Here is a 24243-nt window from a genome sequence, read left to right as displayed (position 1 = left end):
AGCGGGGGGACGGACTGGCTACTTCTTGGCGAACGCCGTGGAGATCCGGTCGGCGTCGAGCTTCACGCCGGCCGTGGCCGGGTCGACCTCGAGGATCTTCGACTCGTCGCACTGGAACTCGCCCTGCTCCTCGGGGAAGACCTGCGAGAACTTCTCACCCTCGAGCTGGACGACCAGCGCGCAGGACGGCGGCATGTTGCCGCCCGGGTCGGACGGCGCGTGCAGGCCGCCACCGGTCCACTCGTGGACGTTCGACAGGCCCTCGACCATGCAGTCGCGGGTCAGGTCGGAGCCGCAGTCCTTCGCGACGTCCGCCCACAGCAGGAAGGCGGAGACCGCCTGCATGCCGATCAGGCTCTTCTTCACTCCGGCGCCGTCGACGATGTCGACGTAGTCCTGGACGGCCGGCACGACGTCGGCGTTCTCCAGCGGCTGGAAGACCAGGCTGGCGATCAGGCCGTCGGCGGCACCGGACTGCGCGTTCCACTGCGAGGTGATGTCGCCGTACCAGGTCGACTCGAAGGCGTACTTCATGCCGGCGTCGACGCGCTGGAGCGCCTCGAGGAGGCCGAAGGCGATCGGGCTGGGGCTGTTGGACATCCACAGCGCCGAGGCGCCGCACTCCTTGAACTTCTCGGCGAACGGGACGTAGTTGGCCTCACCGTCCTGGCTCAGCGTCACCCCGCAGTCCTCGACGGTGGCCCCGAGCTCCCCGGCGATGTCCATCACCTTGGTCGCGCTCTGCTGGATCGGCGACGAGGTCGAGCCGAGGGCGGTGACGCCGTCCTTGATCTCCGGGTGGACCTGCATGTTCGCGTCCATGAGCGTGCCGTTGAAGAAGTCCACCGGACGCGGGACCGACTCGAACTTGTCCGGACCCATCGAGGCGTTCGGGCCGATCGTGAACGCGGCGACGGTCGGCAGGTCGCAGCCGACGCGGAACTGCTCGGCGGCCTCGTCGTACGCGAAGCCCTGGCCGACCAGCATGAAGTCGGCCTTGCAGGACTTCTGCACGACGGCGGCGGCGTTGGTCATCGCGGCGTCGTACTGGTTGCCGACGATCTGGCGGCCGTTGATCCCGCCCTGCTCGTTGCACCAGGCGATCATCGCCTTCACGCCGTCGCCGAGCTCCTGGTTGAGGCCGGGAGCGGCCGCGAAGCCGCGGTCGTCGCCGTACCCGATGGTGATGCTGTCGTCGGTGACGCCCTGGTCGGTGGCGCCGGAGGCGTCCCCCTCGCCGCACGGCGACTCGAGGTCGCCGAACGTCGTGGCCGACGACTGCGTCGAGCCGTTGTCGCCGGTACCGCCGGTGCTGCCGGCGTCCTCGCTGTCCCGGTCCGATCCGCAGGCACCGGCGGTGAGCGCCAGGGTCAGGGCAGCGATGCCCAGCCCGGCAGCGCGCGCGCTCCTGAGATTTCTCATTGGGTGGTTCTCCTTCTGGCTGACCGCCGACGGCGGCAGGTGGGGCATGACAGTCGGAGCCGTCGACACCTGACGGCGCGTGGACGGCTCCGGGGCGTGGTCGCACTCCCCGAGAGCGACGGCCGGTCGCCCCCTGGCTCACGCCGATCGGGCGATGCGGGGACTCGGACCTTGGTGGCCGAGCATGAGTGTGACCGGGAGCACCCCCTCGGCCGATGTCTCGGTGAGCGGGACGTGACGGACGGCCGGTGCGGCGGCGGACCGGACCAGTGCCGCCGGGAGGTCATCGGGCGTCCGCGAAGTCCCGCTCTCCGGTACCTGGCGTGTGGTCGCCATCACCCGCGGTCGCATGCTGATGTCGCCCCACCCCACGAGCCCCGCCCCACGAGCCCCGCAGGAGAGCGCATGACCGTCCAGACCGACCCCCGCCTCGCCGCACGCCAGGTCGTCGCCGGACTCGTCGCCCCCGGGGCTCCGTTCGAGCTGGTCACCGAGGAGGTGCTGGGCGCGCCGGTGAGCGTGTTCGCGAACCGCCGCCGGGCGCTGCACGAGCTGCTCGCCGAGTCGGTCGGGCACGGCGAGCGCACCTACATCGCCACGCTCCAGGAGCGGATCAGCTTCGCCGAGCACGCCGCGATGGTCTCGTCGCTGGCCCAGGCCCTCCGCGAGGAGTACGGCGTCCGCCCCGGCGACCGGGTCGCGATCGCCGCCGCCAACACCCCCGAGTGGATCGTCGCGTTCTGGGCGGCGGCCTCGATCGGCGCGGTCACCGTCGGGTTCAACGCCTGGTGGTCTCCGCGCGAGCTGGCCTACGGCCTCGAGCACGCCGAGCCCGTCCTGGTCATCGCCGACGAGAAGCGCCGTGAGCGACTCGCGGACGCCGAGGTCCCGGTCCTCGGGCTCGACGACGTCCGCCGGCTGGCCGCGGCGTACCCCGACGCTCCGCTGCCGTCCGCGGCGGTCGGCGAGGACGACCCCGCGGTGATCCTCTACACCTCCGGCACCTCGGGCCGGCCGAAGGGCGCCACCCACTCGCACCGCAACCTGCTCTCGGTGGTCGAGTACCACCGGATGAGCGACGCCCTCATCTCCGCCTTCGGCGACCCGACCGACCCGCGGGACCGCGCGTACCTGCTCGGCATGCCGCTGTTCCACATCGCGAGCCTGCACAACCTCGCGGTGCCGCGTCTGGCGACCGGGAGCAAGGTCGCGATGCACCTCGGCGCCTTCGACGTCGACCCGGTGATGCGGCTCGTCGAGCGCGAGCGGGTCACGAACTGGGGCGCCGTACCGACGATGGCGAGCCGGCTGCTCGAGGCCGACCTGTCCGGGTACGACACCTCCTCGCTGACCGCCTTCGCGCTGGCCTCGGCCCCGTCCTCACCGCAGCTGAAGGAGCGGCTGCGCACCCGGCTGCCGTTCGCGTCGTCGCTGGTCGACAGCTACGGGCTGACCGAGTCCTGCACCGGCGTCGCCGTCGCCACCCCGATGGACCTCGCCGACGCTCCCGGGACCCTGGGCAACCCGATCATCGGCGTGGAGCTCGAGGTCCGGGACGCGGACGGCAAGGCGCTCCCCGCGGGCGTCGAGGGCGAGATCTGCGTGCGCAGCGCCTACAACATGCTGGGCTACTGGAACGACGAGCAGGCGACGCAGAACAGCATCCGCGAGGGCCGCTGGCTGCACACCGGCGACCTCGGCATGCTCGACGAGCAGGGCCGGGTCAGCCTCAGCAGCCGGCGCTCGGACCTGATCATCCGCGGCGGCGAGAACGTCTACCCCGCCGAGATCGAGGGCGTCCTGGTCGACCACCCCGACGTCGCCGAGTGCATCGTCCTCGGCGTCAGCCACCCCGACCTCGGCCAGGAGGTCGGCGTGGTCGTCGTACCCGCGGCCGGTGCGGAGCTGGACGGCCTGGAGGAGCGGCTGCGCGAGTACGCCGCCGGCGAGCTCGCCTACTTCAAGGTCCCCACCCGCTGGCGGTTCGCGCCCACCCCGCTCCCCCGCAACGCCACCGGCAAGGTCATCCGCCGCGAGGTGGGGATCTGAACCGCGACGCGGGCGTGCGCCTGGGCGAGCGGTGGGTGCCGTTCCCGTCCTCGATCAGCGCGGAGGCCCGGCGCAACCTGGCGGCGATGGTCGGCCCCGAGGGCCGGCCGGCGCCGCAGCCGGTGATCGCGCCGGACGACCACGAGGGTTGGATGCGGTCGAAGGCCCTGGTCGGCGAGGCGTTGGTCCGGCGCTACGGGTCCCAGGTGACGGGCTCGGCGAGCGCGACCACGGTGGAGCTCGGAGGGGCGGTCGTGCACGTGGCGACTCCCGACGGTCCGCACCGCGACGACCGGGCCTACCTCGAGCTGCACGGCGGCGGCCTGGTGTACGGCGAGGGCGAGGCCTGCCGCCTCCGCGCGATCCTCGCCGCCGAGCAGCACGGGGTGACGGCGTACGCCGTGGACTACCGGATGCCGCCGGAGCACCCCTACCCCGCGGCACTCGACGACTGCCTGGCCGTCTATGCGGCCCTGCTGGAGACCTATGCCCCCGAGCAGATCGTGGTGGGCGGCGCGTCCGCGGGCGGGAACCTGGCCGCCGCGTTGGCCCTCCGGGCGCGCGACGAGGACCTGCCGCTCCCGGCGGCCGTCGTCCTGCTGACCCCCGAGCTCGACCTCACCGAGTCGGGCGACTCCTTCGAGACCAACCAGCTGCTCGACGTCGTCCTGCCGTACCGGCTGACCGACACCATCGCGCTCTACGCCGGGGACCACGACCTCGCCCATCCCTACCTGTCGCCGCTGTTCGGCGACTTCGAGGCGGGCTTCCCGCCGACCTTCGTCCAGGCCGGCACCCGCGACCTCTTCCTCTCGAACGCCGTCCGCATGCACCGCCACCTGCGCCGGGCCGGCGTACCGGTCGAGCTGCACGTCTCCGAGGGCATGCCGCACGGTGGCTTCATGGGCGCGCCCGAGGACGCCGAGCTCCACGACGAGGTACGGCGCTTCGTCCAGCAGTCCTGGGCCTAGCACCCCGCCGAGTCGGCAGAAGTTGCGCGTCGAGTCGGCAGAAGTTGCAGTCAGACCTGACGTGAACTTCTGCCGACTCGGCGTTTCAGGCGCCGGCGGACTCGCGGCCGCTCAGGAGCAGGCGGCAGACCAGCTCGGTGTCCGAGGCCAGCGCAGCCTCGTCCTGGCCCCGGTTGATCGCCGTCATCACGATGCCGTACCAGGCCTCCTCGAGGAGGCGCAGCACCCGCAGGTCGTACGACGTGGGCTCCTCGATGCCGCCCGCGGAGAGCAGCAGCTCCGAGAACGCGTCGGTCACGGCCGAGGTCGGAGACTGGGCGACGGTGGCGTTGTTGGACTGCATCATCGCGTGGGTGAGCAGCGGGCTCTCCAGGAGCTCACGGCCGGCGCGCACGAGGAGCCGGGCGATGGCCTCCTCCGGCGTCTCGCCGTCCTCGCGCCGGATCTCCAGCGTGGCCAGCCGGTCGACCTGCGAGCGCATCAGCGCGGTGAACAGGTGGGTCTTCGAGGGGAAGTAGCGGTAGAGCGTCGCGATCGCGACGCCCGCGTCCCGCGCGACGTCGTGCATCTGGACCCGCTCGAGGCCCTTCTCGGCGCCGTGGCGCGCGGCCGCGCGCAGGATCCGCCGGTAGCGCTCCCGCTGCTCGGCCGAGGTGGGCTCGGCCGGCGAGCGGACCTCGGATACACGCGGCACGTTGCTCCCCCTGGACTGGACTGACCCCAATCCTCCGACGTCCGGAAGGAGACGAGGCTCACGCGACCGGTGAGTGGGATGTCGCGCCGGGCCGCGCGCGGGGATCGGCTGAGGTGGATCCCGTACCCGCGACCGAGGAGATCCACCATGACGCAGCCGTCCGCCACCGACCACCGACCCGAGACGACCGAGTACGACGTGGTCGTCGTGGGCTCCGGCGCGGGAGCGCTGACGGCGGCCGTGCTCGCGGCCCGGGCGGGCCTGCGGGCGCTGGTGCTCGAGAAGACCGCCCTGCTCGGCGGGACCTCCGCCTACTCGGGCGCGGCGTGCTGGCTGCCGGGCACGGAGGTCCAGCGCCGGGCCGGCGTCCCCGACTCGACCGAGTCGGCGCGGACCTACCTGGGCGCGCTGCTCGGCGACAACGAGAAGGACCGCCGCGAGGCCTTCCTCGACACCGCACCCCGGGTGGTGGCGGCCCTGGAGGAGGACCCGGCGATCCGCTTCGAGTGGCGTCCCTTCCCCGACTACTTCGACCGTCCCGGCCGGGTGCCGGGCGGCCGGTCCTTCGTGCCGGTCGACCTGCCCCGCGAGGAGATCGGCGCGCTCGCCGACCTCGTCCGACCCGCCGTCGACCGGGACCGGGCCGGCCTCGGCCACCCGGACGGCCCGCTCACCGCCGGCCGCGCCCTGATCGGCCGGCTGCTGCTCGCGCTGCACCGCACCGGGCTCGGCACGGTGGTGACCGGTGCCGACGTGGACGAGCTGGTCCGCGAGGGCGACCGGGTCATCGGCGTGGAGGCGACCGTCGACGGCGTACGGCGCCGGTACGCCGCCCGCCGCGGCGTGGTCCTGGGCTCGGGCGGGTTCGAGCGCAGCGCGACGGCCCGCGCGAGCAACGGCGTACCCGGCGACGCCGCCTGGACGATGGCCCCCGAGGGCAGCAACACCGGCGACCCGGTCGCCGCGGCCGAGCGCCTGGGAGCGGCGACCGCCCTGCTCGACGAGGCGTGGTGGTGCCCCGGCATCGCGATGCCGGACGGCGGTGCGTCCTTCACGCTGGGCTTCCGCGGCGGCGTGGTCGTCGACGCCAACGGCCGGCGCTACGCCAACGAGTCGCTGCCGTACGACCAGTTCGGCCGTGCCATGGCGGCCGACCCCGCGCGGGTGCCGTCGTACGTCGTCTTCGACGCGCGCACCCAGGGCCGGTTGCCCGCGATCTCCCTACCCGGTGGTCGCCCCGCGGAGCACCTGGAGGCCGGCACCTGGGTGCAGAGCGACACGCTGGCCGGTCTCGCAGCCGCGATCGGCGTGCCGGAGGCCGAGCTCACCGCGACCATCGAGCGCTTCAACACCCTGGCGCTCGCCGGCGAGGACACCGACTTCGGCCGGGGCCGGGACGAGTACGACCGCTACTTCGCCGACCCCGTGCTGGTGCCGATCGCCGAGGCGCCGTACACCGCGGCGCGCCTGGTCCTCTCCGACCTGGGCACCAAGGGCGGACTCGTGACCGACACCGAGGCGCGCGTGCTGGACGCGGCGGGCCGCCCGCTGGCCGGGCTGTACGCCGTCGGCAACGCGAGCGCCTCGCTGACCGGTCGGGTCTACCCCGGTCCCGGAGCACCCATCGGCACCGCGATGGCCTTCGCGCTCCGGGCCGTGGCGGACCTGCAGGCCTGACCTGGACCGGCAGGCCCCGCGGCCCCGCTCAGCGGGGCCGCGGGAGGTGCTTGTTGATGAACAGGCCCTCCGTCGACACGCAGACTTCGCCCCCGGCGAGGATCTCGCCGGTGGTGCGGATCTTGCGGCCGTCGACGGAGACCTGCCGGGCCCGCACGGTGAGCTCCTCGAAGAGCGGCGTGGGCCGGTGGTAGCGCAGGGTGAGGGTGCCGGTCATGCCGGAGTCCCCCGCCCAGTGGTTCGCGACCCCGAGGGTGTGGTCGAGCAGGAGCGCCGAGACGCCGCCGTGGACGCAGCCGGGCGGCCCCTGGTACGGCAGGCCGAGGGTGACCCGGCCCTCGATGGAGCCGTCGTCGCGCCCGTGCAGGTGCAGCGGCGGGGCGACCGCGTTCTCCGGGCCGGTGACCGGGTCGTGCCGGGTGAAGCCCTCGCCGGCCCACATGTCGACCAGCCGCTCGTCGCGGCTGGGCGCGTGCTCCTCGAGGTACTCGGCGACCTCGTTCAGCCGGTCGGCGACGCCGTTCATCTCGGCCGCCGAGTTGCCGCCGGCGTGCAGCAGGGCGGCCACGACCCGGCGGGCGGCGGCCACCGCGGCGTCGACCCCCTCGTTCGAGGGCGTCGCGCTGAGGGTCGGCCGGTCGGCCGCGATCACCCGCGCACCTCCGCGCTCGCGTGCGAGAGCACCGGCGCGTCGTCGCGCTCCGGGCAGGTCGTGACGAAGGAGAGCCGGTCGCCCTCGCGCCAGACCGAGGTGCGCAGCGTCTCGCCCGGGACGAGTACGCCGGCGAACCGGACCGCGATGGACGCCAGCCGGGTCGCGTCGCCGTCGAGGACGCCGTCGACCAGCGCCCGCGCGACGATGCCGTACGACGCGAGTCCGTGCAGGATCGGCCGGTCGAAGCCGGCCGAGGCGGCGAACCCCGGGTCCGCGTGCAGCGGGTTGAGGTCGCCGTTGAGCCGGTAGAGCAGCGCCTGGCCGGGAGTCGTGGGGGTCTCGAGCACGTGGTCGGGGTCGCGCTCGGGCACCGACCACCGCTCCTCGGGACCGGGCTCGCCGCCGAAGCCGCCCTCGCCGCGCGCCCAGATCTGCATCCGGCTGGTCCACAGCGGCTCGTCGTCGGGCGTCATGGCGCTCGCCTCGAGCACGAGGACCGCCGCCTTGCCCTTGTCCCAGACCTCCGCGACCCGGGAGGCGATCGTGGCGGTGCCGGCCGCGGGCAGCGGACGGTGCACGGTGTGCGCCTGGCCAGCGTGCAGGATCCGGCGCAGGTCGATGTCGATGCCCGGCAGGTTCAGCCCGGGGCCGCCGCCGTCGCCGGCGGAGATCCCCTGGCCGGCGACGGCCGCGAAGGTCGGCAGCACCTGCAGGTCGCGCTCGAAGGTCCAGCGCAGCTCGGGATCGGCGTCGGCGTGCCGACCCGCCCCCAGGGAGAGGTGGTAGAGCAGCACGTCGCGGCTGGTCCAGGAGACCTCGCGCAGGGTCGGCTCGGCGGCGAGCGCCTCGTCGCGGTTGATCGGCATCGTGCTCCTTCAGTCCTTCGGGGCGGGCTCGGCGTCGCGGGGCAGTCCCAGGATCCGCTCGCCGATGATGTTGAGCTGGACGTCCGTCGTACCACCCGCGATGGACAGGTTGCGGCTGGAGAGGAACGACCAGGTCGGCGTACCGCGCTGCGCGGCGCCGTGGATCGCGGCGGCGCCCTGCCACTCCATCGCGGTCTCCCAGATCTCCTGGGTGTGCGCGACGCCGAGCAGCTTGGCGACGCTGGCCTCGGCTCCCGGCTGGGCGCCGGTGACCTGGCGCAGCGCGGTACGCAGCGCGAACAGGCCGCCCGACTGGGCGTCGGCGAGGATCTTGCCGAGCTGCGCGAGCCGCTGGGCGTCGGGCTCGGGACCCTCGGCGACCAGCTGGAGCAGCGACTCGCCCCCGCTGCCGAGCGAGGAGCCCCGCGAGAGCGAGACGCGCTCGTTGGCCAGCGTGGTCCGGGCGAGCTTCCAGCCGTCGCCCGGCTGAGCGACGAGCATGTCGTCGGGCACGAAGACGTCGTCGAGGAAGACCTCGTTGAACAGCGCCTCCCCGGTCAGCTCACGCAGCGGGCGGATGTCGAGGCCGGCGGCGGACATGTCGAGCAGGAAGTACGACAGCCCGCGGTGCTTGGCCGCGGTCGGGTCGGTGCGGGCGAGCAGGATGCCGTAGTCGGCGTCGCGTGCCATCGAGGTCCACACCTTCTGGCCGTTGACCCGCCAGCCGCCCTCGACCTTCTCGGCGCGGGTCGAGAGCCCGGCCAGGTCCGAGCCCGCGCCGGGCTCGCTGAACAGCTGGCACCAGACCAGGTCGCCGCGCAGGCTGGGCGGGACGAACCGCTCCTGCTGCCGTTCGTCGCCGTGCTCGATCAGGGTCGGCACCACCCAGTTGCCGATGACCATGTCGTGCGGGTGGAGGTCGGCGTCGCGGAGCTCCTCGGCGATGACGAGCTGGGCCACCGCGTCGGCGCCGCGGCCCCAGGGCCGCGGCAGGTGCGGCGAGGTGTAGCCGCGCTCGGCGAGGTAGCGCTGCTGCTCCGCGGCCTCCAGGTCGTGGGCCGCGGCCAGCTCCGCGCGCACCTCGGACCGGACCTGCTCCGCCTCCGGGGGCAGCTCCAGGCCCAGCTCACGCCGGGCGCCGGAGATCGTCAGCTCGGCGATCCGGCGCTGCCAGCGGCTCGTCGGGCCGAGCAGCAGCCGCAGGGTCTGGGCGCGGCGCAGGTAGAGGCTCGCGTCGTGCTCCCAGGTGAAGCCGATGCCGCCGAGGGTGTTGATGCAGTCCTTGGCCGCGCGGAACGCCGCCTCGACGCTGACCGCTCCGGCCGTGGCCGCCGCCAGCGACGCCTCGGCCGCGTCCGCCCCGGGGTGCTGCGCACGGGCCGCGTCCCAGGCGCAGACGCGGGCCTGCTCGGAGAGCGCGAGGCTCCAGGCCGTGCGGTGCTTCACGCCCTGGAACTGGCCGATCGGCCGGCCGAACTGCTGCCGGACCCGCGCGTACTCGGCAGCGGTCCACGTGGCCCAGTCGGCGAGCCCCGAGGCCTCCGCCGCGAACAGCGTCGCGGCCAGGTCGAGCGGCAGCTGCGGGTCGAGGTCGAGTACGTCGCCCGTGGGGACGCGCGCGCCCACGCGCACCGGCGAGAGCCGGCGGGTGAGGTCGTGGCTGGGCTCGTGGTCGGTCTCGACGACGTCGCGGCGGAGCAGGACCCACTGCACCCCGGCGTCGACGGCCACCGGCAGGACGAACAGGTCGGCGACCTGTGCACCCAGCGCCGGGACCGACTCCCCGGAGAGGTCGAGTCCCCCGTCGGAGGTCGGCGTACCCCGGAGGGTGCCGGGCTCGAGGGCGACGGCGGCGGTCGTCGTACCGTCCGCGAGGCCGGGGAGCTCAGCGGCATGGCCCGCGCGGTGGAGGATCGCGGAGCCCAGCACGGTCGGGAGGTACGGCCCGGGCGCCATCCCGCGCCCGAGCTCCTCCAGCACGACGGCGGTGTCGAGGAGCGTGCCGCCGATGCCGCCCGCCTCCTCGGGCAGGTGCAGGGCGAGCAGGCCCTGCTCGGCGAGCTCGCCCCAGAACGGCGGCAGCTCCTCCTGCTTGGCCTCGACCGCGTCGCGGACGACCGTCTCGGTGACGTGGCGGGCGAGGAGGGTGCGCACCGAGTCGCGCAGGTCGAGCTGGTCCTGGTCGAGGCCGAGGCTGCCGGTGCTGGTGGGTCGGGACATGCGTCAGATCCGTTCGATGATCGTGGCCGTGGCGTGCGCGCCGCCCGCGCACATGGTGACGAGCGCGGTGGAGGCGTCGCGGCGCTCCAGCTCGTGGACCGCCTGGGTGATCAGCCGGGCGCCGGTCGAGCCGACCGCGTGGCCGAGGGCGATGGCGCCGCCGTTGACGTTGACCCGGTCCAGGTCGGCGTCGTGGACCTGTGCCCAGGACAGCACGACGGAGGCGAAGGCCTCGTTGATCTCGACCAGGTCGATGTCGCCGAGCTTCATGCCCGCCTCGCGGAGCACGTGCGCGGTCGCGTCGACCGGCCCGTCGAGGTGGTAGTACGGCTCCGACCCGACCATGCCCGAGGCGACGATCCGCGCCCGCGGGCGCAGCCCCTCGGCCTCGGCGCGCTCCCGGCTCATCAGGAGTACGGCGGCCGCGCCGTCGCTGATCTGCGAGGAGTTGCCGGCGGTGTGCAGGCCGCCCGGGACGACCGCCTTCAGCCCGGCCAGCGCCTCGGCGCTGGTCTCACGCAGGCCCTGGTCCCGGGTGACGACGTGGGTCTCTCCGGTCGGGCCGTCGGCGCCGACGACCTGCGCGGTGACCGGCACGACCTGGGAGTCGAAGCGGCCGTCGGCCCAGGCCGCGGCCGCCCGGCGCTGGGAGGCCAGGCCGAAGGCGTCGAGCTGCTCGCGGGTCAGCCCGCGGCGCTCGGCGATCCGCTCGGCGGCCGTGAACTGGTCGGGCATGTCGAGGGTCCACGAGTCGGGCGTGGGCAGCCCGGTGTCCGGCGCGAGCGCGGCACCGAGGAAGACCCGGCTCATCGCCTCGACGCCGCAGCCGATCCCGGCGTCGATCGCGCCGGAGGCGATCAGCCCCGCGACCAGGTGGACGGCCTGCTGGGAGGAGCCGCAGGCGCAGTCGATGGTGGTGCAGGCGGTCGTGTACGGCAGGCCCGCGTGCAGCCAGGCGTTGCGGGTGACGTTGTTGGACTGCTCCCCCGCCTGGGTCACGCAGCCGCCGATCACCTGGCCGACGCTCGCCGGGTCGACGCCGGCCCGCTCGACCAGGGCGGTCTGGGCGGCGCCGAGCAGCTCGGCGGGGTGCAGGCCGGCGAGCGCGCCGTACCTGCGCCCCACCGGTGTGCGGACGGCCTCGACGATCACGGCCTCGGGCATGGTGGTTCTCCTGTCTGGATGGCGGCTCTCGCAGGCTAAGGACCCGCGAGGGTGCGCCCCGTCGGCCAGTCCCACCCAGTCGGATCTGCTCCGGGCGGCGTACTCGGGCCGACCTAGCGTGCGAGGCTCCATCCGCTGAGTTCGCAAGGAGCACAGATGAGCAGCACCCACCTGGCGGGACGCACCGCCGTGGTGACCGGCGCCGGCGCCGGCCTCGGCCGCGCGGAGGCGCTCGCCCTGGCCGCAGCAGGGGCCAACGTCGTCGTCAACGACATGGGTCCGGCCGCCGAGGACGTCGTCTCGGAGATCAAGGAGCTGGGCGTCGGGGCGGTCGCGGTGCTCGGCGACGTGTCCGACTGGTCGCTCGGCGAGCGCCTGGTCTCGACCGCGGTGGACAGTTTCGGCAGCCTCGACGTGGTGGTCAACAACGCGGGCATCACCCGCGACTCGATGCTGTTCAACCTCGACGAGAGCCAGTGGGACAGCGTCATCGCCGTCCACCTCAAGGGCCACGCTGCTCTCTCCCGGGCCGCTTCCGCGCACTGGCGCAACACCTCCAAGGCCGCCGGCGCCCCCGTCTTCGGCCGGATCGTGAACACCTCCTCCGAGGCCTTCCTCTTCGGCTCGGCCGGCCAGCCCAACTACGCCGCGGCCAAGGCGGGCATCACCGCTCTCACCCTCGCCACCGCCCAGGGCATGGCTCGGTACGGCGTCACCGCCAACGCGATCTGCCCCCGCGCCCGGACCGAGATGACGGCGAACGTCTTCGACGCCGACCCGAACGCCAACCAGCTCGACATCCTCGCCCCCGAGCGGGTCGCGACCTTCGTCTCGTGGCTGGCCTCCCCCGCGGCGGCCACCGTCAACGGCCAGGTCTTCGTCGTGTACGGCGACATGGTCGCGCTGATGGCGGCGCCGACGGTCGAGCGGAAGTTCACGTCCAGCACGGGCACGTTCACCGTCGAGGAGCTCGACGAGCAGCTGGTCCCCCACTTCGCCGAGCGCTCCCCGCAGCAGAACTACGCGGCGTACTCCGTCGCCGAGCTCGACACCACCGGGGTGCAGCAGCTCAATCGCTGATCGACCTACCCCGGGTCGGCCTGTCCCGGGTCGGCCTGTCCCGGGTCGGCCTGTCCGGAGGCTGCAATTGCGGCCGTTGGACAGGCCCGGACCCCGGAAACCCGTCCAACGGCCGCAATTGCGGCCGTTGGGCGGGTCGGGGGCGGGTCCGGGCCACGGGCCGAAATCAGCTCGGGTTGGGCAACACCCTCAGCCGAAGAACGCCTGGCCGCCGTCGAGCGGGAGCGTGGCGCCGGTGAGGTAGCGCAGGTCCGGGCCGACGAGGGCGACGACGGCGCGGCCGATGTCGTCCTCGCAGTCGCCGATCCGGCGCATGGGGATGCTGGCCACGAACTCCGCGGCCTCCTCCGGGTTGGTCTCGGTCCAGCGCTGCAGGCCCGGCGAGAGCGCGTGCGGGGCGATGGCGTTCACGCGGATGCCGTCGGGCGCCCACTCGACCGCCGCCGTACGCGTCAACGAGCGCACGGCCTGCTTCGCGGCCGCATAGGCGCCGTACGTCGTGGGGTCCCAGCGGACCATCGCGGAGGTGACGAGGTTGACGATCGACCCGTCGCCGCTGGCCTTCAGGTGCGGGTGGGCCGCCTTCATGAAGGCGAACGACGCGAACGGGCCGGTGCGGAAGCCCTTCTGGAAGGCGCGGTCGCTGAGGTCGAGCAGCGGGCCGTACGCCCCCGCCCAGGCGTTGTTGACCAGGATGTCGAGGCGGCCGAAGCGGGCGGCGACGGCCTCGACGACGCCTGGGACGGCGTCGGTCTCGGCGACGTCGCAGGCGAAGGGCTCGGCCTCGACCCCGCGCTCGCGGAGCAGGCGGCAGGTCTCCTCCAGCTTGGCCTCGGTCCGGCCGAGGACGGCGATCGAGACCCCCTCGCCGGCGAGGGCGAGGGCGATCCCCTGCCCCACGCCCTGACCGGCGCCGGTCACCAGGGCGACGCGTCCGGCCAGGTGTCGGTTCTCTGCGTTCATCGTTCCTCCTCAGAAGTGGGCCGGCGACCGGAGCGTGGCCTCGGCCCCGCCGTCGACGTAGAGCACCTGGCCGGTGACGTGCGTGATCTCGGGCGACGCCAGGACGCCGATGACGCGGGCGATGTCCTCGGGGGCGGCGTAGCCGTGCAGCGGCATCGGCACCGCGGTGTCCATGACCTTCTTCATCCGCGGGTCGGCGAACAGGTCCGTCGTCATCTGCGTAAGGACGACTCCCGGCGCGACGACGTTCACCGCGATCCCGGCGTCGGCCCAGCCGGGCGACACGGCGGTACGCCGCGCCCACTGGGTCACCGCCGACTTCGACGACGGGTAGAGCTGCTGGGGACGGCCGTCCGCGAGCGCGGCCTCGGTGAGCCGGGCCGACTCGTCGAGGTCGCCGGCCAGCAGCGCCTCGACGAGCGCCTGGTCGACGGGCTGGGTGCCGGAGATGGAGCCGACCAGGACGACCCGCGGCGCGGCGGAGGCGGCGAGCGCCGGACGCAGGCCCGCGACCACGTCGGTGGTCCCGAAGAAGTTCACCGCGGGCAGCGCCGGCGACGAGCCGGAGAGCCCGGCGCAGGTGACCACGCCGTCGACCACGCCGCCGGCCACCTCGAGGACGCCGGCCACCGCCGCCGCCCTGCCTTCCGCGGTGCTGAGGTCGGCGCAGACCTCGGTGTCCTTCAGGTCCACCCCCAGCACGCGGTCGCCGCGCTCCTCGAGAAGACGGCGGACGGCCGCGCCGATGCCGGAGGCGGCACCGGTGACGACGACGAGACGGGACATGGTTCCTCCAGGGAAGGTCGGGGTGAGTGGGCTCAGATGTGCGAGCCGCCGTCGACGCGCAGCTCGGCACCGGTGAGGTACGACGCGTCGTCGGAGGCGGCGAAGGCGATCGCGCCGGCGATCTGCTCGGGGGTGGCCTCCCCCATCAGGGAGCGGATCCGGCCGAAGTAGCCGAAGTCCAGGTCGCCGGGGACGACCGCGGCGGTGAGCGGCGTGGCCACCGTGCCCGGCGAGACCGGCACCACCCGGATGCCGCGGCCGACCAGCTCGGCGGCGAGGCTCAGGCTGAAGGCCAGCACCGCGCCCTTCGAGGCGGAGTACGCCGACATGTACGGGTTGCCGTGCGCGGCGGCGCTGGAGGCGACGTTGACGATGACGCTCCCCCGGCCGAGGTGCGGGACGGCCTCGCGGCAGGTGAGCGCGGTGCCGACCAGGTTCACCTCGAAGAGCAGGTGCAGGTCGTCGACCGTGAGCGACTCGATCGGGGTCGTGCGGTGGATGCCCGCGACGTTGGCGAGCACGTCGAGCCCGCCCAGGTCGCTGCCGGCGCGCGCCACGGTGGCGACCACCTCCGGCTCGGAGGTGACGTCGCAGACCGCGGTGGTGATCCGGCCCGGCCCCGCACACTCCGAGACGGTGCGGGCCAGGCCCTCCTCGTCCAGGTCGACGGCGAACACGGTCGCGCCCTCGGCGACGAACCGGACCGCGGCGGCCCGGCCGATCCCGGAGGCACCGCCCGTCATCAGCACGCGGCGGCCCTCGAAGCGCGCGGTCACCGCACCGCTCCCGCGGCAGACCGGCCCGCAGCCCGGCCGAAGAACGTCCCGTCACCCAGCGACGTACCGCTGATGTAGCCGTCGCCGTGGATGCCCGAGGTCGCGCGCCCGGCGGCGTACAGGCCGGGGATCGGCTCCCCCGCCCAGGTCAGCACGGCGCCGTCGGGCGTCGTGTGCAGCCCGCCGAGGGTGAAGCCCGCGACGCCGTTCCCGCTGGCCGCGCTGTCGCGGTCGCCGGGGTGGAAGCCGACCGCCACGTCGATCGCGGCGTACGGCGGCCTCAGCGGACGCAGCCAGTCCGGGTCCTTGCGGAACCAGGTGTCCTCGCCCCGCTCCGCGTCCCGGTTGTACGCCGCCACGGTGGCCGCGAGCGCGCCCGCGGGCATGCCCAGCTCGGCCCCGAGCTCGTCCAGGTCCTCGGCGGCGTACGCCGGCCGCACGCCCCAGCGCTCGCGCTCGGGGACGTCCTCGAAGCCGATCTCGTCGACGATCACCCAGTACGGCGCCGGGCGGTGCGTGACGGCCGCGTGGCTGACGATCCCGGGGTAGCTGTCCTCGTTGACGAAGCGCTGCCCGAGCCCGTCGACGACCAGCCCGCGCACGGCGAGCGCCGGCAGGTAGGTCAGCGCGATCTCGTGGGCGTGCATGCGCCGGGTCGCGGCGCCGACGTGCAGCGCCATGGCGATGCCGCTGCCGTCGTCGAGACCGTCGCTGACCTTGCCGTGCCCGAGCAGCGCCGGGGCGTGGTCGGCGAGCATCGGCTCGTTGTCGACGAAGCCGCCGGTGGTGAGCACGACCCCGCGGGCGGCGCGGTACTCGACGTCCTCGCCGAAGCGCCTGGCGCGGACGCCGACGACCCGCCCGTCCTCGACCACGAGCGAGACCGCCCGGGTGTCGGTGTGCGTCTCGACGCCGGCGGCCGCGGCCGCCTCGACGAGGGCGTCCATCAGCACCTTGCCGGCGTAGTACGGCGCGGGGCCGCGGTGTCCGCGGGGCGCCGGCTGCGCGAGCGAGTTGAACGGCGCGGCGTTCTCGCCGAGCCACATCAGTCCGTCGTCGGTGTCCGGCATCCAGGTCGGCCGGTCGTGCAGCGAGGGCTTGAAGACGACGCCGTGTCCGACCAGCCAGTCGTGGTGCTCGACCGAGCCCTCGCAGTAGCGACGCAGCTTCTCCTCGTCCGCGTGCGGACCGAGGGCGGCGACGAGGAAGTCGTACATCGCCTCGGCCGAGTCGGCGAAGCCGCATGCCTGCTGCGTGGCGGTGCCGCCGCCGAGGTAGAGCTCGCCGCCCGACAGCGCCGAGGAGCCCCCGGGAGCGCTCGCCCGCTCGAGGGCGACGACCGACGCGCCGGCCTCGGCCGCCTCGATCGCCGCCGTGGCGCCGGCGCAGCCGAGCCCCACGACGAGCACGTCGCAGGACACGGCTGCGGCCGCCTGGCCGCTCACGGGGTCAGCTCGGCGGGGGCGTGAACGCCGCGAGCGGCTCCGACCCGGACCAGTCGTGACCCCAGTAGGAGTCCGCGGTGATCTCCTCGGCGGTGTAGAACGACTCGTCGACGAGCATGCCCTCGGTGCCGTACTCCAGGTCCCAGCCGCCGGGCGCCCGGACGTAGAACGACACCATCTTGTCGTTGGTGTGCCGGCCCAGGGTCGAGGAGACCGAGAAGCCGAGCCGGTTGACGGCGTCCAGTGCCCGGCCGACGGCGTCGAGCGAGTCGACCTCCATCATCAGGTGCACCAGGCCGGGCGCCTCGCCGTGCGGGGCGGGGGCCAGCGCGAGGCTGTGGTGGCGCTGGTTGACGCCGAGGAAGCGCACCCGCCGGGCCGGCTGGCCGGCGACAGGCTTCTTGGGGCCGACCCGGATCGCGCCGCGGGGCAGGAAGCCGAGGACCTCGGTGTAGAAGGAGTAGGTCTCGTCGAAGGCGATGGTCGGCAGGACCACGTGGCCCATGCCCTGGTCGCCGGTGATGAAGTCCTGCGCCCAGGTGGTGCGCACCGGGCCGTGGTCGAGCACCGGGCCGAAGAAGACCTCGAGCGGCGTACCGGCCGGGTCGTCGAAGCGCAGGGCGGCCTCGACGCCGCGCTCGTCGCACTCCTCCTGGGTCAGCTGCTTGACGCCGAAGCCGGCGGCCTCGACGGCGCGGCCGACGCGGGCGAGCGCGAACTGGTCGCGCACCTCCCAGCCGACGGCGAGCACGTGGTCGGTGTCGCCCGGCAGCACGATCATGCGGTGGGCGCGCTCGTCCATGCGCAGGTACAGGCCGCCGTCGACCGGACCGGTCGTCTCGGCCATGCCGAGCGCGTCCACGGTGAGCTCGCGCCAGCGGGGCACGTCGGTGGTCTGGACCCGGAGGTAGCCGAGTCCACGGATGTCGGTCATGGGGATCTCCTCAGATCATCGAGAGCAGCGGTCCGGGCGGCGGGGTCACGCCGATGTCGGTCAGCGCCGACACGTGGAAGACCGCGCCCGGGACGTGGATCGCGTGCGCGAGGCCCATGTGGCCGTCGCGCCAGAACCGCTGGATGGGGTTGTCCATGCGCAGGCCGTTGCCGCCGGAGCGTGCGACGACCTCGTCCATGGCGCGGACCGCGCGCCACGCGGCCGCGACCTGGGTACGACGCGACTCGGCCCGGTCGGCGAAGCTGACCTCGCGCCCGGCCTCGGCGGCGTCGTAGAAGCGGCTCACGTTGTCGAGCATCGCCAGCCGGGAGATGCGGATCTCCTCGGCGGCGGCGCCGATCGTCGAGAGCACGTAGGGGTCGTCGGTGACCTTGGTGCCGGTCACCTGCACCCGGGTGCGCTGGTAGGCCAGGTGGGCGGCGAGCGCACCCTCGGCGATGCCGACGACGGCGCTGCTGATGCCCAGCGGGAAGGCCGTGGTGAACGGGATGTGGTACAGCGGGTTGGTCAGCCCGGCCTCACGCGGCTGGGTGCCGTCGAGGAAGTTCGAGAACGCCACCACGCGGTTCTCGGGGATGAAGGCGTCCTTGACGACGATGTCCTTCGACCCGGTGCCGCGCAGGCCGACGACGTCCCAGCTGTCCTCGACGATCTCGTAGTCCGAGCGCGGCAGGATCACGTGGTGGTTGCGCGGCGGCATCACCCGGTTGCCCTCGGCGTCGCCCATGAAGGCGCCCAGGAAGATCCAGTCGCAGTGGTCGGTGCCGGACGAGAACTGCCACCGGCCGTTGAAGATGTAGCCGCCGTCGACCGGCCGCAGCACGCCCATCGGGGCGTACGGCGAGGCGATCCAGGTGTCCTGGTCCTGGCCCCAGATCTCCTCCTGGACCTGCGGGTCGCACATCGCCATCTCCCACGGGTGCACGCCGACGATGCCGGCGACCCATCCGGTGGAGCCGTCGAGCGAGGCGATCCGCATGACGGTCTCGGCGAACTCGCGGGGGTGGGCCTCCGCGCCGCCGTGCTTGGCCGGCTGCAGCATCCGGATGACGCCGGTGTCGCGCAGCAGCTTGGCGGCCGCGTCGTCGAGCCGGCCGAGCTTCTCGTTCGACTCGGCCAGGGCGGCGATCTCGTCGGCGCGTTCCTCGACGGCCGCAAGAGCGAGGTTGGTCATGATGCCTCCTGATCAGATGGCCTCACGGTGCCACCGGCGCCGCCCCGGTCGGGGCGGGGTTCCCGGTCACCGGGAGGGGTGAGGAACGCGTTCTCTCAGGCGTCGAACGACACCTTGACCACCGGCGAGGTGGCCCGGGCCTGGCAGGACAGGATCAGGCCCTCGGCGAGGTCGGTCGCGTCGAGGACCTCGTTGTGGTCGAGCTCGACGGTGCCCTCCAGCAGCCGGCAGGCGCACGCGCTGCACGCCCCCTCCCGGCAGGAGTACGGCGCCTCGACGCCGGCCGCCAGGAGCACGTCGAGCAGCCTCGACCCGGCCGGCCAGCCCAGCGAGGTGACGTCCCCGTCCAGCTCGACGACCACCTCGGTGCGCTCCCCCTCGTCGTCGAGGGGCACGACCACCTCGGCGAAGGGGTCGCCCTCCAGGGAGGTGAAGACCTCCTGGTGCAGCCGCTCGCGCGGGACGCCGAGGTCCTGGAGCACCTTCGCGGCAAGATCCATGAACGCACCCGGTCCGCACACGAACGCCTCGCGGGCGGCGTACGGCGCGGCGAGCGCACGCAGGCCCACCTCCGTGGGCAGCCCCTGCACCGACTCCAGCCAGTGCACGACGGTGAGCCGGTCTGGGTGCTCGGCGGCCAGCGCGACCAGCTCGTCGCGGAAGATCACCGACGCCTCGTCCCGGTTCGCGTACACCAGGGTGACGTGACCCGAGCCGGCGTGCAGCGCGGTCTTGAGGATCGAGAGCACCGGGGTGACGCCGCTCCCGCCGGCGAGCAGCAGGAAGTCGGCGTCCAGGTCGGCGGGGACGAAGGTGCCCGCCGGTGGCAGCACCTCCAGCTCGTCGCCCGCCCGGACGTGGTCGCACAGCCAGTTGGAGGCGTAGCCCTCGCGGGTCCGCTTCACCGTGACCTTGAGCCGCGGATCGCGCACCGGGGAGGAGCACAGCGAGTAGCAGCGCGCCGCTCCCCCGGGTCGCTCCGACGGCACCCGCAGGGTCAGGAACTGGCCCGGGCGGTAGTCCCAGCGCTCGCCCCCGGCCGGCTCCAGCACCAGGGTGTGGGCGTCGGCGGTCTCGCGGACCACCTCGACCACACGCACCGTGGCCATGCTCAGCCGTTCCGACCCGCCGCGGCGTGGCGCGCGGCGATGTAGCCGAAGACCATCGAGGGCCCGATGGTGGCGCCCGGGCCGGCGTACTCGTTGGCCATCACGGACGCGCTGGCGTTGCCGGTGGCGTACAACCCGTCGATGACCGAGCCGTCCTCGCGCAGCACCCGGCCGTGCTCGTCGCAGACCAGGCCGCCCTTGGTGCCGAGGTCGCCGATCTGGATCCGGATGGCGTAGTAGGGCGCCTTGTCGATGACGTCGAGGTTGGGGTTCGTCAGGTTCGGGTCGCCGTAGTACTGGTCGTACGCCGACTCGCCGCGGCCGAAGTCCTCGTCGACGCCGCTGCGGGCGAAGCCGTTGAACCGCTCGACGGTCGCGACCAGGTTCTCCTCGTGCACGCCGATCGAGCGGGCCAGCTCGGCCAGGGTGTCGGCGCGGTGCACCATCCCTGCCTCGTAGAACGACTTCGGGAACGGGGCGCCGGGCAGGATCTGCGCGAACGGGTAGCGCGAGCGCGCCCGGGCGTCCATCACGCACCAGGCCTCGAGGTGCTTGCCCTCGAGCTGGTCGTGGACGAAGTTGACGTACGGCGAGGACTCGTTGGTGAAGCGCCGCCCGTCGGTCGAGACGATGACCTGGCCGGGGATGGCCCGCTCGGAGACCAGCGGGATCGTCGCCCCGGTGGGGTGCTCCACGCTCGGCATCCACCACGCGTCGTCCATGAAGTCGACGGCCGCGCCGAGCTGCAGGCCGGCGACGATGCCGTCGCCGGTGTTCTCGCGGGCGCCGAGGCTGTGGTTCTCGCGGCCGCCCTCGGGCAGGTAGGCCTCCCGCAGCTCGGGGTCGTGGTCGAAGCCGCCGCAGGCCAGCAGCACGCCGTACCGGCCGTGGATGCGCTCGGTCCGGCCCTCACGCGTGACCTCGATGCCGACGACGGCGCCGTCCTCGACGACCAGCGCGGTCATCGGGGTCTGCAGCCACAGCGGGATCGAGGCGTCCTTCAGCGCCATCCGCAGGCGGGCGACCAGCGCCCGGCCCCCGGTGGCCATGTGCCGGCGTCGTACGACGTTGGAGGAGACCCGCCAGGCGGCGACGACCGACTTCCACCGGCCGCGCCAGGTGCGCTTGACCATCGCCAGGTCGCGGTAGTCGGCGGAGGTGATCCAGAGACCGAGCGGGCCCTTCATGCTGTTGGGCCGCTGGAAGCGCTCGTCGTCACCCAGCTTGCGGGTGTCGAACGGCTTCGGCTCGACCGAGCGGCCGGCGGGGCGACCGCCGTCCCACTCGGGGTGGTAGTCGGAGTAGCCCTTGGTCCACGACAGCTTCCACCACCGGCTCCGGGCGAGCAGCTCCATCGTGGCCGGGCCGTGGTCGACGAAGGCGTCGAGGCGCTCGGGCGCCACCTTGCCCTCGGTGAGCGCGTCGAGGTAACGCCGGATCGAGTCGCGACTGTCGTCGTGCCCGGCCTGGCGCAGGGTGGGGTTGTTGGGGATCCAGATGCCGCCGCCGGAGATGCCGGTGCTGCCGCCGAACTTCTTCGCCTTCTCGACGACGAGCGTGGACATCCCCGCGTCGTGCGCGGCGAGCGCGGCGGTCATCCCGCCGCCGCCGGAGCCGACGACCAGGAAGTCGACCTCGTGGTCCCAGGCGCCCTGGGTCTTGTCGTCCCGGGTGGTCGCGTCGGTCATTCTCGTCAGTCCTTCCGAGTGAGGAACGCGAGCACGACGGCCTCCCAGGCCGACTTCTGCTCGATCATGGCCCAGTGGCCGCAGTTGGGGAGCACGTGCAGCTCGGCGTCGGGGATGGTGCGCATCGGCACCAGCGCCATGTCGAGCGGGCTGACCCGGTCGTCGCGCCCCCAGGTGATCAGGGTGCGCGCCTTCACCTGGTGCAGCATCGCCCAGTACGGCGGCTCCGGCGATGCGCTCGCCGCCTTGGCCATGCCCTCCAGGGCGGCGCGGCTGTACATCCGGCGCGCGGCGGCCAGGGTGCTCGGCTCGGTCGCCTGCGCCCAGCGCTCCTCGATCATCTGCTCGGTCACCATCGCGCGGTCGAAGACCATCGAGTTGAGCCACTCGACCAGCCGTTCGCGGCTGGGCGCCTCGGTGAACTCCATGAGCAGGTTGAGGCCCTCGCCCGGGGACGGGCTGAGCAGCGCCCGGCCCATGCCACCGACCGTGACCATCCGGCGGATCCGGTCCGGCTGCGCCATCGCGAACCGGGTGGAGACGACCCCGCCCATCGAGTTGCCGATGACGTCGACCTGCTCCAGGCCGAGCCCGTCGAGGAACCGGCCGACGGCCGGCAGCGCGGCCGCCATCGGGTGCTGCTCGGTGGGGTCGCTGACCCCGAAGCCGGGGAACTCCAGCACCAGGCAGCGGAAGTGCTCCGCGAACACGGGCAGGTTGGCGCCGAAGTTGCGCCAGCCCGTCACGCCGGGGCCGGAGCCGTGCAGCAGCAGGAGCGGCGGAGCATCCGGATCACCGGCCTCGTGGTACCGCAGCACCCCGTCCTCGGTGGTCAGCTCGCGCAGGGTCTCGTCGTGGGTCAGGCTCACCACGCCACGGTAGGAACCGGTCTTCCGGGTGATCTCCGGCGATCCCGATGACCGGGAGTGGGGGCGGGGGCGGGGCGGGGGCTGCTGCTTCATCACGGTATGCAGACGAGCTGTCACTCCCCACGACGTACCCACCGTGGTGAGTGCGAGCTCGTCGGCATACCGTGATGAACCTGCGACCGCCCCATCCCCCACCCGACCGGTCACCGGGACCCGCCGGACCTCGGCAACGGGAGCCCGCCGTACCGTCGAGGACATGAGCGAGACCCAGCCAGAACCCGCTGTCAGCGCCCCCACCGCGGCCGAGATGCGCCGCGCGATGGGCTACTTCGCCAGCGGTGTCACCATCGTGACCGGACAGGGCGAGGAGCCGGTCGGCTTCGCCTGCCAGTCGTTCGCGTCGGTCTCCCTGGAGCCGCCGCTGGTGCTCTTCTGCGCCGACCACCGGGGCCGCGCCTGGCCCGACATCCGGCGCTCGGGCCGGTTCACCGTGAACGTCCTCGGCGAGGACCAGGACGACCTGTGCCAGCGCTTCGGGTCCAGCCGGGGTCGCAAGTACGACGGGCTCGAGTGGGAGACCTCGCGCTGGGGTACGCCGTCGCTCCCGGGTGCCCTGATGCGCGTGCACGCCGCCGTCGAGACCGTCCACGTCGCCGGTGACCACGACGTGGTGATCGGCCGGGTGCTGGAGCTGGAGACCACCCCCGCCTGGGAGCAGCCGATGCTGTTCTTCCGCGGCCGCTTCGGTGTGGAGGACGCGAACAGCGAGATCGCCCCGAACCTGTGGGGCTGGGGCGATCACTGGGGGTGAGCCGGCGGTGAGCCGGGCTCGTCAGACCGAGCGCAGGCCGCGCCGGCGCCGGCCCGGCAGGTCCGGGTAGAGCTCGAGCGAGACCTGGCGCGCGGCGTCGAGGACCAGCGGGGCGATCCGCTCCAGCGGGGTCGAGGAGTCGCCGACCAGCGAGATGGCGCCGATCGGCCCCTCGGGGGCGCGGATGGCGGCCGCCACGCACGCGATGTCCTCGAAGCACTCCTGGCGCTCGACCGCGAGGCCGTGGCGGGCGCGGACCCGGTTGAGCTCCTGGTGCAGGGCGTCGAGGTCGGCGATCGTGCGGCCGGTCATGGCGCGCGGGTCGGTGCCGACGCGCTCGTCGACCTCCTCCGCGGACAGCCAGGCCAGCATGGCGCGTCCCAGGGCGGTGCAGTGGGCGGGCGCCCATCCCCCCACGCGGGACGGCACGGACGTCGCGAACCGGGCGCCGATCTTGTCGAGGTAGTGGATGCGGCCCTCGTCGAGCACGGCGAGGTGGACGGTCAGGCCGGTGCGGATCATCAGCGAGTGCAGGTGGCCCGCCGCCGCGGCACGCAGCTCGGAGTTGTCGTCCGCCACCCCGCCGAGGTGGAGGGCGCGCGGGCCCAGGCTGTAGCCGAAGCCGGAGTGCTCCAGCCAGTCGGCCTTCAGCAGCTGGTCCAGGATGCGGTGCGCGGTCGAGCGCGGCAGGTGCGTGACCCGGGCGACGTCCTCGAGGGTGAGGCGCGCCGTACGGCTCGGGAACGCGTCGAGGATCAGGGTCATCCGCTCGACCATCGACGGGGGGAGCTCGCGGCGCTCGGGAACTTCGGCGGTCACGACGGACATGGCTTCCTCCGGGACAAGAACTGAAATGAATTCTAGGTGGT

At 73.5% G+C, this 24243-nt stretch carries 21 protein-coding genes; 5 read left to right on the top strand and 16 right to left on the bottom strand.

What is annotated here, in order from left to right:
* Nucleotides 1-18: 18 nt before the first annotated feature.
* Complete coding sequence (locus VMF51_RS25140) at nucleotides 19-1422, bottom strand: ABC transporter substrate-binding protein (RefSeq protein ID WP_325477234.1); 1404 nt, start codon at nucleotides 1420-1422, stop codon at nucleotides 19-21.
* Nucleotides 1423-1827: 405 nt separating this feature from the next.
* On the opposite strand from VMF51_RS25140, the gene VMF51_RS25135 reads away from it, so the two are divergent.
* Together VMF51_RS25135 and VMF51_RS25130 are read left to right on the top strand one after the other, a co-directional pair.
* Nucleotides 1828-3471, top strand: a complete 1644-nt coding sequence (locus VMF51_RS25135) for a class I adenylate-forming enzyme family protein (RefSeq protein WP_325477233.1) — start codon at nucleotides 1828-1830, stop codon at nucleotides 3469-3471.
* Nucleotides 3472-3506: 35 nt separating this feature from the next.
* Nucleotides 3507-4442, top strand: coding sequence for an alpha/beta hydrolase (locus VMF51_RS25130; RefSeq protein WP_325477232.1), 936 nt, complete (start codon nucleotides 3507-3509; stop codon nucleotides 4440-4442).
* An 85-nt stretch (nucleotides 4443-4527) separates the two neighbouring features.
* Here VMF51_RS25130 and VMF51_RS25125 read toward each other — a convergent pair whose 3' ends face one another.
* A complete protein-coding gene (locus tag VMF51_RS25125) occupies nucleotides 4528-5136 on the bottom strand; it encodes a TetR family transcriptional regulator (protein ID WP_325477231.1) in 609 nt (202 codons plus the stop codon).
* Between the two features lie 147 nt (nucleotides 5137-5283).
* On the opposite strand from VMF51_RS25125, the gene VMF51_RS25120 reads away from it, so the two are divergent.
* Entirely contained in the window at nucleotides 5284-6813 is a 1530-nt protein-coding gene (locus tag VMF51_RS25120; protein WP_325477230.1) for an FAD-dependent oxidoreductase, read from the top strand.
* A 28-nt stretch (nucleotides 6814-6841) separates the two neighbouring features.
* Here the strand turns inward: VMF51_RS25120 and VMF51_RS25115 are convergent, their stop codons facing one another.
* The 4 genes from VMF51_RS25115 to VMF51_RS25100 are packed head-to-tail and all read right to left on the bottom strand — an operon-like array spanning nucleotide 6842 to nucleotide 11718.
* Complete coding sequence (locus VMF51_RS25115; RefSeq protein ID WP_325477229.1) at nucleotides 6842-7465, bottom strand: PaaI family thioesterase; 624 nt, start codon at nucleotides 7463-7465, stop codon at nucleotides 6842-6844.
* The gene (locus tag VMF51_RS25110) at nucleotides 7462-8334 is read right to left on the bottom strand and encodes a MaoC/PaaZ C-terminal domain-containing protein (protein ID WP_325477228.1); all 873 of its coding nucleotides are present in this window, start codon (nucleotides 8332-8334) and stop codon (nucleotides 7462-7464) included. The genes VMF51_RS25115 and VMF51_RS25110 overlap by 4 nt, the downstream gene beginning before the upstream one ends.
* A 9-nt stretch (nucleotides 8335-8343) precedes the next feature.
* Nucleotides 8344-10554, bottom strand: a complete 2211-nt coding sequence (locus VMF51_RS25105; RefSeq protein WP_325477227.1) for an acyl-CoA dehydrogenase — start codon at nucleotides 10552-10554, stop codon at nucleotides 8344-8346.
* 3 nt (nucleotides 10555-10557) lie between these two features.
* Nucleotides 10558-11718, bottom strand: a complete 1161-nt coding sequence (locus VMF51_RS25100; protein WP_325477226.1) for a steroid 3-ketoacyl-CoA thiolase — start codon at nucleotides 11716-11718, stop codon at nucleotides 10558-10560.
* A gap of 156 nt (nucleotides 11719-11874) precedes the next feature.
* On the opposite strand from VMF51_RS25100, the gene VMF51_RS25095 reads away from it, so the two are divergent.
* On the top strand, nucleotides 11875-12798 hold the full coding sequence (locus VMF51_RS25095; RefSeq protein ID WP_325477225.1) for a 3-oxoacyl-ACP reductase: 924 nt from the start codon (nucleotides 11875-11877) through the stop codon (nucleotides 12796-12798).
* Nucleotides 12799-12987: 189 nt separating this feature from the next.
* On the opposite strand, the gene VMF51_RS25090 is transcribed toward VMF51_RS25095, so the two are convergent.
* From VMF51_RS25090 to VMF51_RS25050, 9 genes are all read right to left on the bottom strand, one after another.
* Nucleotides 12988-13761, bottom strand: a complete 774-nt coding sequence (locus tag VMF51_RS25090) for an SDR family oxidoreductase (protein WP_325477224.1) — start codon at nucleotides 13759-13761, stop codon at nucleotides 12988-12990.
* Between the two features lie 9 nt (nucleotides 13762-13770).
* On the bottom strand, nucleotides 13771-14547 hold the full coding sequence (locus VMF51_RS25085; RefSeq protein ID WP_325477223.1) for an SDR family oxidoreductase: 777 nt from the start codon (nucleotides 14545-14547) through the stop codon (nucleotides 13771-13773).
* 32 nt (nucleotides 14548-14579) lie between these two features.
* Nucleotides 14580-15323, bottom strand: coding sequence for an SDR family oxidoreductase (locus VMF51_RS25080; protein WP_325477222.1), 744 nt, complete (start codon nucleotides 15321-15323; stop codon nucleotides 14580-14582).
* Nucleotides 15320-16768 carry an FAD-dependent oxidoreductase gene (locus tag VMF51_RS25075; protein ID WP_325477221.1) on the bottom strand — a complete coding sequence of 483 codons (1449 nt, stop codon included), beginning with the start codon at nucleotides 16766-16768 and terminating at the stop codon, nucleotides 15320-15322. The genes VMF51_RS25080 and VMF51_RS25075 overlap by 4 nt, the downstream gene beginning before the upstream one ends.
* 4 nt (nucleotides 16769-16772) lie before the next feature.
* Nucleotides 16773-17702, bottom strand: a complete 930-nt coding sequence (locus VMF51_RS25070) for a VOC family protein (RefSeq protein ID WP_325477220.1) — start codon at nucleotides 17700-17702, stop codon at nucleotides 16773-16775.
* Nucleotides 17703-17712: 10 nt separating this feature from the next.
* Complete coding sequence (locus tag VMF51_RS25065; protein ID WP_325477219.1) at nucleotides 17713-18897, bottom strand: acyl-CoA dehydrogenase family protein; 1185 nt, start codon at nucleotides 18895-18897, stop codon at nucleotides 17713-17715.
* A 95-nt stretch (nucleotides 18898-18992) separates the two neighbouring features.
* A complete protein-coding gene (locus VMF51_RS25060) occupies nucleotides 18993-20006 on the bottom strand; it encodes a 2Fe-2S iron-sulfur cluster-binding protein (RefSeq protein WP_325477218.1) in 1014 nt (337 codons plus the stop codon).
* 2 nt (nucleotides 20007-20008) lie between these two features.
* Complete coding sequence (locus VMF51_RS25055; RefSeq protein WP_325477217.1) at nucleotides 20009-21694, bottom strand: FAD-binding protein; 1686 nt, start codon at nucleotides 21692-21694, stop codon at nucleotides 20009-20011.
* A 5-nt stretch (nucleotides 21695-21699) separates the two neighbouring features.
* Nucleotides 21700-22563, bottom strand: coding sequence for an alpha/beta fold hydrolase (locus VMF51_RS25050; RefSeq protein WP_325477216.1), 864 nt, complete (start codon nucleotides 22561-22563; stop codon nucleotides 21700-21702).
* 256 nt (nucleotides 22564-22819) lie between these two features.
* Here VMF51_RS25050 and VMF51_RS25045 point away from each other — a divergent pair, with 256 nt between their 5' ends.
* Entirely contained in the window at nucleotides 22820-23374 is a 555-nt protein-coding gene (locus VMF51_RS25045) for a flavin reductase family protein (RefSeq protein ID WP_325477215.1), read from the top strand.
* 21 nt (nucleotides 23375-23395) lie between these two features.
* Here the strand turns inward: VMF51_RS25045 and VMF51_RS25040 are convergent, their stop codons facing one another.
* Nucleotides 23396-24202, bottom strand: a complete 807-nt coding sequence (locus VMF51_RS25040; RefSeq protein WP_325477214.1) for an IclR family transcriptional regulator — start codon at nucleotides 24200-24202, stop codon at nucleotides 23396-23398.
* Between the last annotated feature and the right edge of the window lie 41 nt (nucleotides 24203-24243).

This window comes from Nocardioides sp. (assembly GCF_035503875.1).
GTDB lineage: Bacteria > Actinomycetota > Actinomycetes > Propionibacteriales > Nocardioidaceae > Nocardioides.
This window is presented reverse-complemented; position numbering and strand designations above follow the sequence as displayed.

Coding starts and splice junctions, on each gene's coding strand:
- VMF51_RS25105 (WP_325477227.1), bottom strand. CDS start 10,554: ATGTCCCGACCCACCAGCACCGGCAGCCTCGGCCTCGACCAGGACCAG.
- VMF51_RS25040 (WP_325477214.1), bottom strand. CDS start 24,202: ATGTCCGTCGTGACCGCCGAAGTTCCCGAGCGCCGCGAGCTCCCCCCG.
- VMF51_RS25060 (WP_325477218.1), bottom strand. CDS start 20,006: ATGGCCACGGTGCGTGTGGTCGAGGTGGTCCGCGAGACCGCCGACGCC.
- VMF51_RS25045 (WP_325477215.1), top strand. CDS start 22,820: ATGAGCGAGACCCAGCCAGAACCCGCTGTCAGCGCCCCCACCGCGGCC.
- VMF51_RS25135 (WP_325477233.1), top strand. CDS start 1,828: ATGACCGTCCAGACCGACCCCCGCCTCGCCGCACGCCAGGTCGTCGCC.
- VMF51_RS25055 (WP_325477217.1), bottom strand. CDS start 21,694: ATGACCGACGCGACCACCCGGGACGACAAGACCCAGGGCGCCTGGGAC.
- VMF51_RS25085 (WP_325477223.1), bottom strand. CDS start 14,547: ATGTCCCGTCTCGTCGTCGTCACCGGTGCCGCCTCCGGCATCGGCGCG.
- VMF51_RS25110 (WP_325477228.1), bottom strand. CDS start 8,334: ATGCCGATCAACCGCGACGAGGCGCTCGCCGCCGAGCCGACCCTGCGC.
- VMF51_RS25090 (WP_325477224.1), bottom strand. CDS start 13,761: ATGAACGCAGAGAACCGACACCTGGCCGGACGCGTCGCCCTGGTGACC.
- VMF51_RS25120 (WP_325477230.1), top strand. CDS start 5,284: ATGACGCAGCCGTCCGCCACCGACCACCGACCCGAGACGACCGAGTAC.
- VMF51_RS25140 (WP_325477234.1), bottom strand. CDS start 1,422: ATGAGAAATCTCAGGAGCGCGCGCGCTGCCGGGCTGGGCATCGCTGCC.
- VMF51_RS25100 (WP_325477226.1), bottom strand. CDS start 11,718: ATGCCCGAGGCCGTGATCGTCGAGGCCGTCCGCACACCGGTGGGGCGC.
- VMF51_RS25065 (WP_325477219.1), bottom strand. CDS start 18,897: ATGACCAACCTCGCTCTTGCGGCCGTCGAGGAACGCGCCGACGAGATC.
- VMF51_RS25070 (WP_325477220.1), bottom strand. CDS start 17,702: ATGACCGACATCCGTGGACTCGGCTACCTCCGGGTCCAGACCACCGAC.
- VMF51_RS25095 (WP_325477225.1), top strand. CDS start 11,875: ATGAGCAGCACCCACCTGGCGGGACGCACCGCCGTGGTGACCGGCGCC.